The sequence below is a fragment of the Streptomyces sp. NPDC086147 genome, assembly GCF_040702165.1.
In the GTDB taxonomy this organism is placed as follows: Bacteria; Actinomycetota; Actinomycetes; order Streptomycetales; family Streptomycetaceae; genus Streptomyces.
In genome coordinates this window covers 27,229-41,908 of record NZ_JBFBJO010000006.1, presented here as the reverse complement: position 1 = coordinate 41,908, position 14,680 = coordinate 27,229, and the positions used below count along the sequence as shown (strand labels likewise).

The window sequence follows — 14,680 nt, the reverse complement described above, 5'->3', positions numbered from 1 at the left end:
GATCCTGACACCGGGGTAATCCGTGAAAAAGCTCTCCGCACGACGACGCCATCCGCTGGCGGCGGTCGTCGTCCTACTTCTCGCGCTGGCGGCCACGGGGGGGCTGTACGCCGCGTTCGCGCCCGCGGGCACGGCGAAGGCCGATGAAACCGCCCAGTCCCTCGCCATCGAGGAGGGCAAGAAGCTCTACTCCGTCGGCTGCGCCAGCTGCCACGGAACCGGCGGTCAGGGCACCACTGACGGCCCCTCCCTCGTAGGCGTCGGTTCGGCCTCCGTGGACTTCCAGGTCGGCACGGGCCGCATGCCGGCCCAGCAGCCGGGCGCCCAGGTCCCGAAGAAGAAGGTCATCTACTCGCAGGCCGAGATCGACCAGCTCGCGGCGTACATCGCCTCCCTCGGCGCCGGTCCGATCACGCCGACCGGGAAGCAGTACGACCCCGCGGGCGCCGACGCCGCCAAGGGCGGCGAGCTGTTCCGCACCAACTGTGCCCAGTGCCACAACTTCACCGGTGAGGGCGGCGCGCTGACGCACGGCAAGTACGCCCCGAGCCTCGAAGGCGTGAGCCCGAAGCACCTCTACGAGGCCATGCAGACCGGCCCGCAGAACATGCCCTCCTTCCCGGACACGACCATGCCGGAGCAGCAGAAGAAGGACATCATCGCGTACGTCCAGGCCGTCAACGGCGAGAAGGCCGACAGCCCGGGCGGTCTCTCGCTCGGTGGCCTCGGCCCCGTCTCGGAAGGTCTCTTCGGCTGGATCTTCGGCCTGGGTACGCTGATCGCAGTCGCCGTCTGGGTCGCGGCCCACACCGCTAAGGCCAAGAAGTCATGAGTAGCCAAGAGATTTCAGAAGAGAACCTGCCGGCAGGGCAGGACACCGCGCACGGCGCGGTGAAGGTCGCCGACGACCCGTTCGCCGACCCGGGCCTCCCGCCCCACAAGCCCCGCATCCAGGACATCGACGAGCGGGCCGCCCGTCGGTCCGAGCGCGCGGTCGCCTTCATGTTCACGCTGTCGATGCTGGCCACCGTCGGCTTCATCGCCTCGTACGTGATCTTCCCGGTCGACAAGATCGTGTACATCTGGCCCTTCGGCCGGGTGTCCGCGCTCAACTTCGCGCTCGGCTGGACCCTCGGTCTCGCCCTCTTCTTCATCGGCGCGGGCGCGGTCCACTGGGCCCGCACCCTGATGTCCGACGTCGAGGTCGCCGACGAGCGTCACCCGATCGCGGCGTCGCCCGAGGTCAAGGCGCAGGTCATGGCGGACTTCGCGGCCGGTGCCGCCGAGTCCGGCATGGGCCGCCGCAAGCTCATCCGCAACACGATGTTCGGCGCGCTGTCGCTCGTACCGCTCTCCGGCATCGTCCTGCTGCGCGACATGGGCCCGCTGCCCGAGAAGAAGCTCCGGACCACCCTGTGGGCCAAGGGCAAGCAGCTCATCAACATGAACACCCACGAGCCGCTGCGTCCCGAGGACGTCGCGGTCGGTTCGCTGACCTTCGCGATGCCCGAGGGCCTCTCGGAGCACGACCACCACTTCCAGACCGAGATCGCCAAGGCCGCCCTGATGATCGTCCGGATCCAGCCGGACGACATCAAGGACAAGCGCGAGCTCGAGTGGTCGCACGAGGGCATCGTCGCGTTCTCGAAGATCTGCACCCACGTGGGCTGCCCGATCTCCCTGTACGAGCAGCAGACGCACCACGTCCTCTGCCCGTGCCACCAGTCCACCTTCGACCTCTCCGACGGCGCCCGCGTCATCTTCGGCCCGGCCGGTCACCCCCTTCCGCAGCTGCGGATCGGCGTGAACGACAAGGGCTTCCTGGAGGCGCTCGGCGACTTCGACGAGCCCGTCGGTCCTGCCTTCTGGGAGCGCGGATGAGCACCGTGACGGATACGACCAAGAAGGCGCCCGCCGGTGAGCGGGTCGCCGACTGGGCCGACGGCCGCCTGGGGATCTACACGCTGGCCAAGGCCAACATGCGGAAGATCTTCCCGGACCACTGGTCCTTCATGCTGGGCGAGATCTGCCTCTACAGCTTCCTCATCATCATCCTGACGGGCGTCTACCTGACGATGTTCTTCCACCCGTCGATGAACGAGGTGGAGTACGCGGGCCCGTACGTCCCGCTCCAGGGACAGCTGATGTCCGAGGCGTTCAACTCGACCATGCACATCTCGTTCGAGGTGCGCGGCGGTCTGCTCGTCCGGCAGATCCACCACTGGGCGGCGCTGGTCTTCCTCGCCGGCATGTTCGTGCACATGATGCGCGTCTTCTTCACCGGCGCGTTCCGCAAGCCGCGTGAGATCAACTGGCTGTTCGGCTTCCTGCTGTTCTTCCTGGGCATGTTCACCGGCTTCACCGGTTACTCGCTCCCGGACGACCTGCTCTCCGGCACCGGTGTCCGCTTCATGCAGGGCGCGATCCTGTCCGTGCCGATCGTCGGCACGTACCTCTCGATGTTCCTGTTCGGCGGGGAGTTCCCCGGCGGCGACTTCGTCGCCCGGTTCTACTCGGCGCACGTGCTGCTGCTGCCCGGCATCATGCTGGGCCTGGTGGTCGCCCACCTCATCCTGGTGATCGTCCACAAGCACACGCACTTCGAGGGCCCCGGCCGTACGAACAACAACGTCGTCGGCATGCCGCTGCTGCCCGTGTACATGGCGAAGGCCGGAGGCTTCTTCTTCCTGGTCTTCGGCGTCATCGCGGTCATCTCGGCGATCGCCTCGATCAACCCGATCTGGGCGCTCGGCCCGTACCGCCCGGACCAGGTGTCCACCGGCGCCCAGCCCGACTGGTACATGGGCTTCGCCGAGGGTCTGATCCGCGTCATGCCCGGCTGGGAGATCAACCTCTGGGGCCACACGCTCGTCCTGGGCGTGATGATCCCGCTGGTGCTCTTCCCGGCGGTGCTCGCCGCGATCGGGGTCTACCCGTTCATCGAGTCCTGGATCACCGGCGACAAGCGCGAGCACCACATCGCGCAGCGCCCGCGCAACGCTCCGACGCGCACCGCCTTCGGCGTCGCCTGGATCACCGCGTACATGGTCATGCTCGTGGGTGGTGGAAACGACCTCTGGGCGACCCACTTCCACCTGTCGATCAACTCGATCACCTGGTTCGTGCGGATCTTCTTCTTCCTCGGCCCGGTCATCGCGTTCATCGTCACCAAGCGGATCTGCCTCGGCCTCCAGCGCCGCGACAAGGAGAAGGTGCTGCACGGCCGCGAGTCGGGCATCATCAAGCGCCTGCCGCACGGTGAGTTCGTCGAGGTCCACGAGCCGCTCAGCCAGGGCGAGCTGCACCGCCTCACGGCGCACGAGCAGTACGCGCCCGCCGAGCTGCCGCCGGCCGTCGACGAGAACGGCGTCGAGCGGAAGACCGGCCGCCTGGAGAAGCTGCGGGTCAAGCTCAACAAGGGCTACTACGGCGAGGACAGCCAGATCGCCAAGCCCACCGTCGAGGAGTACAAGGAGATCCAGAGCGGCCACGGCCACCACTGATCGCCTCGATCCCCGACTTCCCCGTAAGTCGCCACGGCGAGAGCCCCGTCCATTCGATGGACGGGGCTCTTTGCCGTCCCCGGGGGTCGATAGGGTGGGGCCGTATCCACAAGCGATGACGATCAGGAGCCGCCATGAGCGCCGCGACCCCCGCTGGAGGACCTACCACGGCGGGCCGCTCCTGGCCCGTCGTCCTGGACGGTCTGCTGACCGGCCGCGACCAGAGCGCCGAGGACACCGCCTGGGCCATGGACCGCATCCTGCGCGGCGAGGCCACCGACGCGCAGATCGCCGGCTTCGCGGTCGCCCTGCGCGCCAAGGGCGAGACCGTCGAGGAGATCTCCGGACTCGTCCGGACGATGTACGAGCACGCCCACACGATCGAGGTCCCCGGCCCCTCCGTCGACATCGTCGGCACCGGCGGCGACGGCGCCAAGACCGTCAACATCTCCACCATGTCCGCGATCGTGGTCGCCGGCACCGGCGCCAAGGTCGTCAAGCACGGCAACCGGGCGGCCTCCTCCGCCTCCGGCGCCTCCGACGTCCTGGAGAAGCTCGGCGTCAACCTGGAGCTGACCCCGCGCCGGGTCGCCGAGGTCGCCGGGGAGGCGGGCATCACCTTCTGCTTCGCGGTGAAGTTCCACCCGGCGCTGCGGCACGTCGCCGCCGCCCGCAAGGAGCTCGGCATCCGGACCACCTTCAACTTCCTCGGTCCGCTCACCAACCCGGCCCGCGTCCGGGCCCAGGCGACCGGCGTCGCCGACGCCCGGATGGCCCCGATCATGGCCGGGGTGCTCGCCGAGCGCGGCTCCTCCGCCCTGGTCTTCCGCGGCGACGACGGGCTCGACGAGCTGACCACCACGGCCACCTCGCGGGTCTGGGTGGTCCGGGGCGGCTCGGTGCGCGAGGAGGCCTTCGACCCCCGGGACGCCGGCATCGACCTGGTGCCCGTGGAGGCGCTGCGCGGCGCGGACGCCTCGTACAACGCCGACGTGGCCCGCCGGCTGCTCGCGGGGGAGACCGGTCCGGTGCGGGACGCGGTGCTGCTCAACTCGGCGGCGGCGCTCACGGCCCTCGAACCGGGGGACGGCACCCTGGTGGAGCAGATCCGCGCCGGCATCGCGAAGGCCGCCGAGGCGATCGACTCCGGCGCCGCCCGCCGGGCCCTGGAGCGCTGGATCGCCGTCAGCAACGCGTAGCCCTCGGGCCGTTCGCCACGAGACCCCGGTCCAGCATGCGGACCGGGGTCTTGCGCATCGGCGCTCCTGTGGCAAGATTCTCCTCAGGTCACGAGTGACAGCGTTTTGGCCCCGGCTTGCTGTCCGGCAACCCTCCGTCCGTGGCGGGGTGCCCCGGGTGATGACCAGGCCGTAGGCAGCGAGGTCTACGGCAAGCGCGGACCCCTCGAACACCAGGGGTCCTGGTCTGTCGAGGAGCTTTTTCCGTGAGCAAGCGAATGCGATAGGGCGACTCCGCCCCTTCTTCACCCTCGGATCAGGGTCCCTTCCGCGTACCCCCATGTCTTCCGAGGCCTCACCCGTGCCCCGCCGTGTCCGGCCGCGCACGGGATCCACCGAAGCCATTCCGCACCGCCCGCCGGGAGATACCGCCATGTCCGCACGCCCTGACGCCGTCGCCACCGTCGCTGCCGCCACCGCCGTCGAGCCCGCCGCCGTCACCGTCGTCGAGACCGTCGAGTCCGCCGCCACCGAGTCCGCCGACCCCTGCTGCGCCGCCCCGCTGCCCGTCCTCGGCCGGGACGTGACCGTCCCGCTCGTCACCGGCGGCGAGGTGACCTACGCGGCGCTCGACTACGCGGCCAGCGCCCCGGCCCTCCAGCGGGTGTGGGACGACGTCGCCGCGTACGCCCCGTACTACGGCAGCGTCCACCGCGGCGCCGGGTACCTCTCCCAGCTCTCCACCGACCTCTTCGAGAACAGCCGCGCCACCGTCGCCGAGTTCCTCGGCTGCCGCCCCGGCGACCAGGTCGTCTTCACCCGCTCCACCACCGACTCGCTCAACCTGCTCGCCGCCGCGGTCCCGGCCGGCTGCGAGGTCTTCGTCTTCGAGACGGAGCACCACGCCTCGCTGCTGCCGTGGCGGGACGCCCGGGTCACCTACCTCGACGCGCCCCGGACCCCGGCCCGGGCCGTCGAGATCCTGGAGCGCGCCCTCGCGGACCGCGACCCCTACGGCCCCGCCCTGGTCTGCGTCACCGGCGCCTCCAACGTCACCGGCGAGCTGTGGCCGGTCAAGGAGCTGGCCGCCGCCGCGCACGCCCACGGCGCCCGGATCGTGCTCGACGCCGCCCAGCTCGCGCCCCACCACCCGGTCTCCGTGGCCGAACTCGACGTGGACTGGGTCGCCTTCTCCGGACACAAGCTGTACGCGCCCTTCGGCTCCGGCGTCCTCGCGGGCCGCGCCGACTGGCTCCAGGATTCCCAGCCCTACCTCGCGGGCGGCGGCGCCTCCCGCAAGGTGGCGCGTCGGGCCGACGGTGGTGTGGACGTGGAGTGGCACACCACCGCGGCCCGGCACGAGGCCGGTTCCCCGAACGTCATCGGGGTCTACTCGATCGCCTCGGCCTGCAAGGCCCTCACCGAGGCCGGCTTCGACGCCCTCGTCGCCCGCGAGAACCACCTGATCGCCACGGTCCGCGCGGGCCTGGCCGAGGTCCCCGAGGTCCGGGTGCTCTCGCTCTTCGGCGACGACGCCCCCCGCGTCGGCGTCATCTCCTTCGTCGTGGAGGGCTGGAACAGCTCCCACTTCGCCGCCGCGCTCTCCGCCGAGTACGGCATCGGCGTCCGCGACGGCCTCTTCTGCGCCCACCCGCTGGTCCGCACCCTGCTCGGCGGCGACCCGCAGGACCCGGGCGAGTGCGGTGCCCCCGAGGCCGCGCCGGGCGAGCGGTCCCTCAACGCCATCCGGGTGAGCTTCGGCGCCGGCACGCCCGACGAGCACGTGGAGCGGTTCGTCGGCGCCGTGAAGGAGCTCGTCCGGGACGGCGCCCGGTGGAAGTACCGCACCGAGGACGGCCGCTGCGTCCCCGACCGCGGCTGATCACTCACTCGTACGGGTGAAGGGGCCTCCCGACCGGGAGGCCCCTTCACCGTTTCCGTGCGCGCGGAGCCTCAGGACTCCAGACCGATGGCGAAGGCCGCCTCCAGGTCGTGCTGCGAGTACGTGCGGAACGCGACGTGCGTGTCCGTGGCCTCGACGCCCGGGATCTTGCTGATGCTGCCGGGGATCACGTCCGCGAGGTCGTCGTGGCGCGGCACCCGGACCATGGCGATCAGGTCGTACGTACCGGTCACCGAGAAGACCTCGCTGACGCTGTCGAGCGCCGCGATCGACTCGGCGATCTCGGGGATGCGGTCCACGCTGGTCTTGATGAGCACGATCGCGGTGATCACGGCTGGCTTTCTCCCTCGGTCGCCGCGGCTGGGGCCTTCACTCTATCCCCACCCCGGTAGCGCACCCAGGCGTAGAGGAAGCCGAGGGCGAAGCCCACCACGTGGGCCAGATAGGCGACGCCGGGCCCCGCGCCCGCCGCCCGCGCGGCCATCCACTGGAGCGTGAACCAGAAGACGAGCACGATCCAGGCGGGGAAGCGCAGCGGCAGGAAGAAGAGGAAGGGGAAGAGGCTGGTGACCCGGGAGCGCGGGAAGAGGAAGAGGAAGGCCCCGAGCACCCCGGAGATCGCCCCCGACGCCCCGACGAGGGTCTGCTCGCTGTGGGCGTGCGCCGCCGCGTACCCGGCGAGGGCAAGGTAGCCGGTGCCCAGGTAGAAGAGGGCGAAGCCGATCCGCCCCATCCGCTCCTCGGCCATCGCGCCGAAGACGTACAGGAAGAGCATGTTCCCCAGGAGGTGGAGCCAGCTCCCGTGGACGAAGAGCGCGGTGAACGGGGTGAGCAGGGCGCGCGGCTCACCGCCCATCAGCTCGGCGGGGACGACCCCCCAGCGGCGGAAGTACGAGCCCTGGGCCGCCAGGAGCGCGTCCCCCGTGCCGTACACCGGGTTCAGCCCGGAGACCGGGCCGAAGAGGAAGAGGAGGCAGCAGGCGGCGATGAGCGCGTACGTCACCGAGGGGCCGCCGCGGGCGCCCCGCCAGGCGCCGGTCGCCGCGTTTCGCCAATCGATCATGGACAGATCATGGCGTACCGGTGGCGAACTGGACAGAGCGCCTCGCCGTGCCCCCGCCGGGCCGTGAGGCCGTAGGGTTGCGGGCAGTACGACCGCAGTTCGACGGCGCACCGCGGCTCCCGCACCTGAGTACCACGCAACAGGAAGAAGGACGGCTCGATGACGACGGTTCCCCTGCCGACCGCCGAGACCCGCTGGCGCTGCACGCTCTGCGGCAACCTCACCCGCTTCGACGTGACCCGCTCGTCCAAGGTCGTCGAGTACGTCCATCTGGACCTCGCCGGAGAGCCGACGGTCGAGGAGCGGCAGGTGGTCAGTGAGACCATCGAGTCGGTCCGCTGCCGCTGGTGCAACGCGGTGGACCAGATCGAGCTGGTGGACAGGCCGGGCGCCGCCTCCTGAGGGACGGCGCGGACGACATAGGGGTGACGGATCGTGGAGCAGCCCGCGCACGGTGGAGAGCCGGCCGGCGCGGCAGGTGACGCTGCCGAGACGCTCGACCACCCACTGCCGGAAGGCGTACGGCGGCGGGTCGTCGCGCTGGTCGCCGACGCCTTCGGCGGGCTGACCGTCGCGGAGCTGCCCGCGCCCCTGCGGCAGTACGCCCGTTTCACCCCGAGCCGGCGGGCCAAGTTCGCCGGCAACGCGATGGCGGCCGCCCTGGAGGGCGATCCGCTCTTCCGGCAGCGGATCGGCGAGCGGTTCAAGCAGGGCCAGCCCGAGCTGGCCGGAGCCGTGGAGGGCGGCACCCCGCCCGCGGCCGCCGACCCCGTCGACGTGGCGGCGGCCGCCTACGTGCTGCGCCCGCCCGGCTGGGTCAAGCTGGTCGCCGCCGCGGGCGAGGAGGCCCTGCGGGTCGACGCCGAGCGGGCCGACGAGGCCGGCCGGCGCGAGGTGGAGCGGCTGCGCGAGGAGCTCGCCGCCGCCCGGGACCGCTCCCGGGGCGAGACCGAGCAGCTGCGGCACGACCTCGACGCGGCCCGCAAGGAGACCGAGTCGCTCCACCGCAAGCTGCGCAGCGCGCAGAGCGACGTGAAGCGGGGCGAGGCCGCGCTGCGCAAGGCGCGGGGCGAGATCGAGGCCGTACGGGCTGAGTCGGCGGCCCAGGTGTCGGCCGCCGAGAGCGAGGGCCGGCGGCTCAAGGCCCGGCTCGGTGAGGTCGAGGCGGCCCTGGAGGCCAGCCGCAGGACCGCCCGCGAGGGGCGCTCGGTGGAGGACATGCGGCTGCGGCTGCTGCTCGACACGGTCCTCGACGCGGCCCAGGGGCTGCGCCGCGAACTCGCGCTGCCGCCCGTCTCGACACATCCGGCGGACACCGTGGACGCGGTGGAGCCGGGGCGGATGTCCCCGAAGGACATCGCGACCCGGGCGCTCTCCGAGACCGACCCGGCGCTGCTCGACCAGCTCCTGTCGCTGCCGCAGACGCATCTGGTCGTCGACGGCTACAACGTCACCAAGACCGGCTATCCGACGATGCCCCTGGAGAAGCAGCGGCTGCGGCTGCTCGGCAGCCTGTCGGCCCTCGCGGCCCGTTCGGGCGCCGAGGTCACCTGTGTCTTCGACGGGGCGGAGCTGGCGGCCCCGGTGCTGCTCGCGCCGCCGCGCGGGGTGCGGGTGCTGTTCTCCAAGCCCGGCGTCACGGCCGACGAGTTGATCCGGCAGCTGGTGCGGGCCGAGCCGCCGGGGCGGCCGGTCGTGGTGGTCTCCACGGACCGCGAGGTGGCCGACGGGGTCGCGAAGGCGGGGGCGCGTCCGGTCACGTCCGCCTTGTTGCTGAAGCGGCTTTCGCGGCTCTCGTAACCACTCGTAACTCCTGGGCCTTATGCCCGGATTCTGGACGGCGGACCGTCAAATGCCCATCACAGCCCGTGCGATGTATGTAAATAATGTGGTGCGTGAGCGAGATTTTCTCCGGTGGGATTTGAATGATCACAACTCGGTCACTAGGGTCAGGCCTCGAACCTTCGCGCGGTCGATCACCCATCCGGGGTGACGGCGGAGGAACCGCCTGCCCTGACCGGCCGGGCGGCTCGAGGAAGAAGGAGACCGCCTTCGTGGCGTCCCACCGTCGACCCAAGCAGCCGAGCCGCGCCCGTGTGACCGTGCTCACCGTGACCGCGGCCGCGGCCGTCGCCCTCACCGCCCAGTCCGGCGCCCAGGCGGCCCCCGCCAAGCCCAAGATCGACGAGGTCAAGACGAAGGTCGACGAACTGCACCACGAGGCCGAGGAGGCCACGGAGCAGTTCAACCAGGCCGACGAGCGCCGGGGCAAGCTGCAGAAGGAGATCGGCGAGCTCCAGGACAAGGTGGCCCGCGGTCAGCAGGAGCTCAACACCCTGCGCGACCAGATCGGTTCGGTCGCCAGCGCCCAGTACCGCTCCGGCGGCATCGACCCGGCGCTCCAGCTCTTCCTCTCCGGCGACCCGGACACCTACCTCGACAAGGCGTCCGCGATCGACCAGCTGAGCGCCCAGCAGGCCGATGTCCTCACCCGGATCCAGGCCAAGCAGCGCACCCTCGCCCAGCAGCGCGCCGAGGCCACCGCGAAGCTCGCCGACCTCGAAGGCGTCCGCAAGTCCCTCGGCGAGAAGAAGCAGAAGTACCAGGGCAAGCTGGCCGAGGCCCAGAAGCTCCTCAACACCCTCACGGCCGCCGAGAAGGCCAAGATCGAGCAGGAGGAGCGCGCGAAGGAGCAGCGCGCCAGCCGCGCCGCCGGTGAGCGGGTCGACCTGGGCAACGAGGTCCCCGCGAGCGGCCTCGGCGCCGCCGCGCTCAGCGCCGCCGCCACCCAGATCGGCAAGCCGTACGTCTCCGGCGAAGAGGGCCCCAACGCGTACGACTGCTCCGGCCTGACCCAGTGGGCCTACGGGAAGGCCGGCGCCCGGCTCAGCCGCGTCACCTACACCCAGCAGAACGACGGCACGAAGATCGGCCGCAGCCAGCTCCGGCCGGGCGACCTGGTGTTCTTCAACAGCCTGTCGCACGTGGGCCTCTACGCGGGCAACAACACGATCCTGCACGCCCCCAAGCCGGGCACCAACGTCCGCTACGAGTCCATGGACTACATGGGCACGTTCCAGTTCGGCGTCCGCATCGGCGGCTGACCCCCGCGACCCGCCGCGGCATGCCGCCCGAACGGGTGGTTCGCCGCGACGCACCCTGACGCGACGCCCCGCCGGTGACCTGTGGTCTCCGGCGGGGCGTCACTTTGTGTGCCCGGCGCCTTCGTTGGACGGAGAGTGATCAGCGGCTACTGTCTGCCGCGCCAGTCTGCGTCGAGCCGAACGGAGCGCGATCCGTGGCGTCCCACCGCCGACCCGCCCGGGTCACCGTCCTCACCGTCGCCGCCGCGGCCACCGCGGCGGCGTCCCTCGGGGCCGTCCCCGCGAACGCCGACCCCGGGGCCGGTGCCGAGGCCGCCCGGACCAGGGTCGACCGCCTCTTCGAGGAGGCCGAGCGGGCCACCGAGGGCTACAACGAGGCCGACGAGAAGGCGGACGCGCTGCGCCGCACGGTCGCCCGGGCCCGGGACGGCCTGGCCCGCGGCCAGGAGCGCGTCAACCGCATGCGGGGCGTCCTCGGTTCGGTCGCCGGCGCCCAGTACCGCTCCGGCGGCATCGACCCCTCGCTCGCCCTGCTGCTCTCCTCCGACCCCGACAGCTACCTCGAACGCGCCTCCGCCCTCGACCGGCTCACCGCCCACCAGAGCGCCGCCCTCGGTGAACTCCTGCGGGAGCAGCGCCGGTTGGGCCAGAAGCGGAGCGAGGCCCGCTCGGCCCTGGCCGAACTGGAGCGCAGCCGGACCGAGGTCGCCCGCCACAAGCGCACCGTCGAGCGGAAGCTCGCCGAGGCCCGCCGGCTGCTCGCCTCCCTCACCGCCGAGGAGCGCGCCGACTTCGACCGCGCCTCGCGCACCGGCGGCCGCGAGGACGCCCGTACCGGCGCCGCCGGCATCGCGGGGGAGGCCGGGGAGGTGACGGCCGCCGACTCCGGACCGGTCTCCTCGCGGGTCGCCGCGGCGGTGGCCGCCGCCCGCGGCGCGGTCGGCAGGCCGTACGTGTGGGGCGCGACCGGGCCCTCCGCCTTCGACTGCTCGGGGCTGATGGTCTGGTCCTACCGCCAGGCCGGGATCGGCCTGCCGCGCACCTCCGCCGCCCAGCGGCACGCGGGCCGGCAGGTGCCGCTCTCGCAGGCGCGGCCCGGGGACCTGGTCACCTACCGGAGCGACGCCAGCCACGTGGCGATCTACGTCGGGAACGGGCAGGTCATCCACGCCCCCTACCCGGGCGCCCGGGTCCGCTACGACCCGGTGAACATGATGTCGCACGTGACGGTGACCCGGGTCTGAGCCGGAGGGCGGGGGCCGGGGGCCCGGTCCGTACGGTCCGGGAGCCCGGTCCGCCCAGGCCACGCACGCTCCGGGAGCCCGGCCCGCCCGGGTCCCGGCCGCCCCGGGAGCCGCGTCCCCCGTTCGGATCGTACGATCGGAGGCGTGGCGGGTCAGGGGTACGGAGCGCGACGGCCGGCGGTCTTCTGCCTGCTGGCCCTGCTGCTCGCCCTGACGGGCCTCGTCGGCTGCGCGGAGACCGGGCCCGCCGCCCGCACCGCCTCCCGGGAGATCCAGGCGCTCCTCGACGAGCACGCCAGGGCCCTCCTCGCCCGCGACGAGCCCGGCTACCGGGCCGCCCTCGACCCCGCCTACGCGCCGGCCGCCCTCACCCTCTACCGACGGCTCGCGGCGGTGCCGCTCGACGGCTGGTCGTACCGGGTCACCGGCGTCGACCGGACCGCCCCCGACCGGGTCACCGCCCGCGCCGAGCTCGGCCACCGGCTCAAGGGCCAGGACCGGCGGCCCGTCACCACCACCCGCGTCCTGGACCTCACCGAGCGCGGCGGACGCTGGTACGTGACCGGTGAGCGGCCCGCGGAGGGCGCGCCCCGGCAGCTCTGGGAGCAGGGGGACGTCGCGGCCGTCCACGGCGCCCGCTCGCTGGTCCTCGGCACCGGCCCGGACCGGGCGCGGCTCCGGGAGATCGCGGCGGCGGCCGACCGGGCCGTCCCCGCCGTCACCGGCGCCTGGCCCGAGGACTGGGCCCGCCGGGTGGTCGTCCTCGTCCCCGGCTCCCTGGACGCCATGGGGGAGCTCCTGGGGGAGCCGGGGGACTCCTACCGGGGGATAGCGGCCGTCACCACGGGCGAGACCAGGGGCGGACCGGACGGGCCCGCCGACCGGGTGATCGTCAACCCCGACGCGTACGGGGTCCTCGGCGACTTCGGCCGCCAGCTCGTCCTCACCCACGAGACCGTCCACGTCGCCACCCGCGCCCACACCACCCCCTCGACCCCGGTCTGGCTCTCCGAGGGCTTCGCGGACTGGGTCGCCTACCGGGACGCCGACCGCACGCCCGCGGAGGCCGCCCCCGAGCTGCGCCGCGCGGTCCGGGGCGGCGAACCGCCCGTCCGGCTCCCGGAGGACGCCGACTTCTCCTTCGGCGGGGACGCGGGGACCCTGGCACGGGCCTACGAGGGCGGCTGGCTGGCCTGCGGGCTGATCGCGGAGCGCTGGGGCGAGAAGGAGCTGACCGCGTTCTACCGGGCGGTGGGCGCGCACCCGGGCCGGGAGGGCGCGGTGGAGAACGCGCTCCACGACGTCCTGGACACCACCCCGGAGGAGTTCACCGAGGCCTGGCGGGCGTACGTGGCGGAGAAGCTCGGGTAGGGGCTGTCCGGCGGATCAGGGCCGGGGCCCGCCTCGGCGCCCCGAGCCGGACAGGGCCCCCTCGCGCTCCGTACGCGAGGCCTGCGCGGGGACGGCCGCGGCGAGGCGCGGCTCCGTGACCGTCTGCCGCCACAGGATCCGGCAGGCCAGGACGGCGGCGGCGACCAGCAGCCCGTTCCGCGTGAACAGCACCGCCATGCCCAGCGCGTCGCTCCGCGTCACGTGCCAGAACCACACCGGGAACTCGAACTGCGTCACCGCCGTCGCCCAGACCACCAGGTGCGCGGGCCGCTCCATCCGGCTCGACCGGAAGGCCAGGCACACCGCCGCCAGACCGATCAGCCACAGCATGTACTGCGGGGAGAGCACCCGGCTCGTCAGCGTGAAGAGCAGCACCGCCACGAAGGCCGCGTCCGCCACCGTCGACGAGACGAACCGGCGCGCCCTGATCCGCCAGAGCAGCAGCCAGCCGAAGACGGCGACCGTGACCGCCATCGCGGCCGTCGACACCGCGGACACGTACGGGCCGAGGAACTCCATCGAGCCGTAGTTCATCCGCACCTCGCCCTCCCAGCCGAAGTGCCGCAGGACGTGGAAGACCGTCGCGCCCAGGGACTCCACCTCGGTGCCCCGGTCCCGCTGGAAGGACAGGAAGGACAGCGCCCCCGGCTTCCACAGCACGCAGAGCAGCAGCACCCCGGCCGCCGCGCCCGCCGCCGCCGACCAGGAGCGGAACGTCGCCCGTCCCTTCGGGGTGCCCGCGAGCACCAGCGCCGGCCACACCTTCAGGACCGCCCCGAGACCGGCGAGCGCGCCGAGCACCCGGGGGTCGCGGCCGGCCGCGAGGAGCCCCGCCACCGCGACGGCGGTCACCATCACGTCGTACCGGGCGTACGCGGTCGGGCCGAGCAGCGCGACGCCCGCCAGCCAGATCCAGGCGCCCCGGGACGTCCGGCCCGCCCGGCGGCCCGTGTACAGGAGCAGCCCGAAGACCAGCGCGTCGCAGAGCAGGGCGAGGACGAAGAAGGCGGACGCGTAGCCGAGGAACGGCAGCAGACCAGGGGCGAGCATCACGAGCGCCGCCGCCGGCGGGTACTGCCAGGTGATGTCGTCCAGCGGGTACGTGCCGTCCCGCAGCACCTCGTACCAGCCCCGGTAGATGTTCTCGACGTCGTACGCGATGTCCGGTCCCGGGACCTCCACGACGTCGAACACGCACAGCAGGAGGAGGACCCGGGTGAGCCCCCAGAGGCCGACGGGAAGCCACAGACCCGCGCGCGATCCCTTCCCCACGGTGCCCGTCGTCACTGACTC

At 72.5% G+C, this 14,680-nt stretch carries 13 protein-coding genes and 1 riboswitch; of the genes, 10 read left to right on the top strand and 3 right to left on the bottom strand.

All coding sequences use genetic code 11. The features are described from left to right. Positions 1 to 22: 22 nt before the first annotated feature. From AB0398_RS15550 to AB0398_RS15530, 5 genes are all read left to right on the top strand, one after another. A complete protein-coding gene (locus AB0398_RS15550) occupies positions 23 to 832 on the top strand; it encodes a c-type cytochrome (protein ID WP_366375329.1) in 810 nt (269 codons plus the stop codon). Then, positions 829 to 1,881, top strand: coding sequence for a Rieske 2Fe-2S domain-containing protein (locus AB0398_RS15545; protein WP_366375327.1), 1,053 nt, complete (start codon positions 829 to 831; stop codon positions 1,879 to 1,881). The genes AB0398_RS15550 and AB0398_RS15545 overlap by 4 nt, the downstream gene beginning before the upstream one ends. Further along, the gene (locus tag AB0398_RS15540) at positions 1,878 to 3,503 is read left to right on the top strand and encodes a cytochrome bc complex cytochrome b subunit (RefSeq protein WP_366375325.1); all 1,626 of its coding nucleotides are present in this window, start codon (positions 1,878 to 1,880) and stop codon (positions 3,501 to 3,503) included. Before AB0398_RS15545 ends, AB0398_RS15540 begins: the two co-directional genes overlap by 4 nt. A 134-nt stretch (positions 3,504 to 3,637) precedes the next feature. Further along, entirely contained in the window at positions 3,638 to 4,702 is a 1,065-nt protein-coding gene (gene trpD, locus AB0398_RS15535) for an anthranilate phosphoribosyltransferase (RefSeq protein ID WP_366375324.1), read from the top strand. An 86-nt stretch (positions 4,703 to 4,788) separates the two neighbouring features. Further along, positions 4,789 to 4,905: riboswitch (SAM riboswitch) on the top strand. 209 nt (positions 4,906 to 5,114) lie between these two features. Further along, positions 5,115 to 6,563 (top strand): aminotransferase class V-fold PLP-dependent enzyme, encoded by a 1,449-nt coding sequence (locus AB0398_RS15530; RefSeq protein ID WP_366375322.1) that lies wholly within the window; start codon positions 5,115 to 5,117, stop codon positions 6,561 to 6,563. Between the two features lie 71 nt (positions 6,564 to 6,634). On the opposite strand, the gene AB0398_RS15525 is transcribed toward AB0398_RS15530, so the two are convergent. Both AB0398_RS15525 and AB0398_RS15520 read right to left on the bottom strand, forming a co-directional pair. After that, complete coding sequence (locus tag AB0398_RS15525) at positions 6,635 to 6,916, bottom strand: Lrp/AsnC ligand binding domain-containing protein (RefSeq protein WP_030205672.1); 282 nt, start codon at positions 6,914 to 6,916, stop codon at positions 6,635 to 6,637. Continuing rightward, positions 6,913 to 7,647: a rhomboid family intramembrane serine protease gene (locus AB0398_RS15520; RefSeq protein ID WP_366375320.1), complete on the bottom strand. Its 735-nt coding sequence runs from the start codon at positions 7,645 to 7,647 to the stop codon at positions 6,913 to 6,915. Before AB0398_RS15520 ends, AB0398_RS15525 begins: the two co-directional genes overlap by 4 nt. 159 nt (positions 7,648 to 7,806) lie before the next feature. On the opposite strand from AB0398_RS15520, the gene AB0398_RS15515 reads away from it, so the two are divergent. The 5 genes from AB0398_RS15515 (at position 7,807) to AB0398_RS15495 (ending at position 13,366) form a co-directional block, all read left to right on the top strand. Beyond that, positions 7,807 to 8,049 (top strand): hypothetical protein, encoded by a 243-nt coding sequence (locus AB0398_RS15515; RefSeq protein ID WP_015033005.1) that lies wholly within the window; start codon positions 7,807 to 7,809, stop codon positions 8,047 to 8,049. A 33-nt stretch (positions 8,050 to 8,082) separates the two neighbouring features. Further along, the gene (locus tag AB0398_RS15510) at positions 8,083 to 9,447 is read left to right on the top strand and encodes an NYN domain-containing protein (protein WP_366375318.1); all 1,365 of its coding nucleotides are present in this window, start codon (positions 8,083 to 8,085) and stop codon (positions 9,445 to 9,447) included. 254 nt (positions 9,448 to 9,701) lie between these two features. After that, entirely contained in the window at positions 9,702 to 10,751 is a 1,050-nt protein-coding gene (locus AB0398_RS15505) for an NlpC/P60 family protein (RefSeq protein ID WP_366375317.1), read from the top strand. Positions 10,752 to 10,945: 194 nt separating this feature from the next. Continuing rightward, a complete protein-coding gene (locus AB0398_RS15500; protein ID WP_366375315.1) occupies positions 10,946 to 11,995 on the top strand; it encodes an NlpC/P60 family protein in 1,050 nt (349 codons plus the stop codon). Positions 11,996 to 12,139: 144 nt separating this feature from the next. Next, positions 12,140 to 13,366, top strand: a complete 1,227-nt coding sequence (locus tag AB0398_RS15495) for a hypothetical protein (RefSeq protein WP_366375313.1) — start codon at positions 12,140 to 12,142, stop codon at positions 13,364 to 13,366. 15 nt (positions 13,367 to 13,381) lie between these two features. On the opposite strand, the gene AB0398_RS15490 is transcribed toward AB0398_RS15495, so the two are convergent. After that, positions 13,382 to 14,674 carry a glycosyltransferase family 87 protein gene (locus AB0398_RS15490; RefSeq protein ID WP_366375311.1) on the bottom strand — a complete coding sequence of 431 codons (1,293 nt, stop codon included), beginning with the start codon at positions 14,672 to 14,674 and terminating at the stop codon, positions 13,382 to 13,384. Positions 14,675 to 14,680 lie beyond the last annotated feature (6 nt).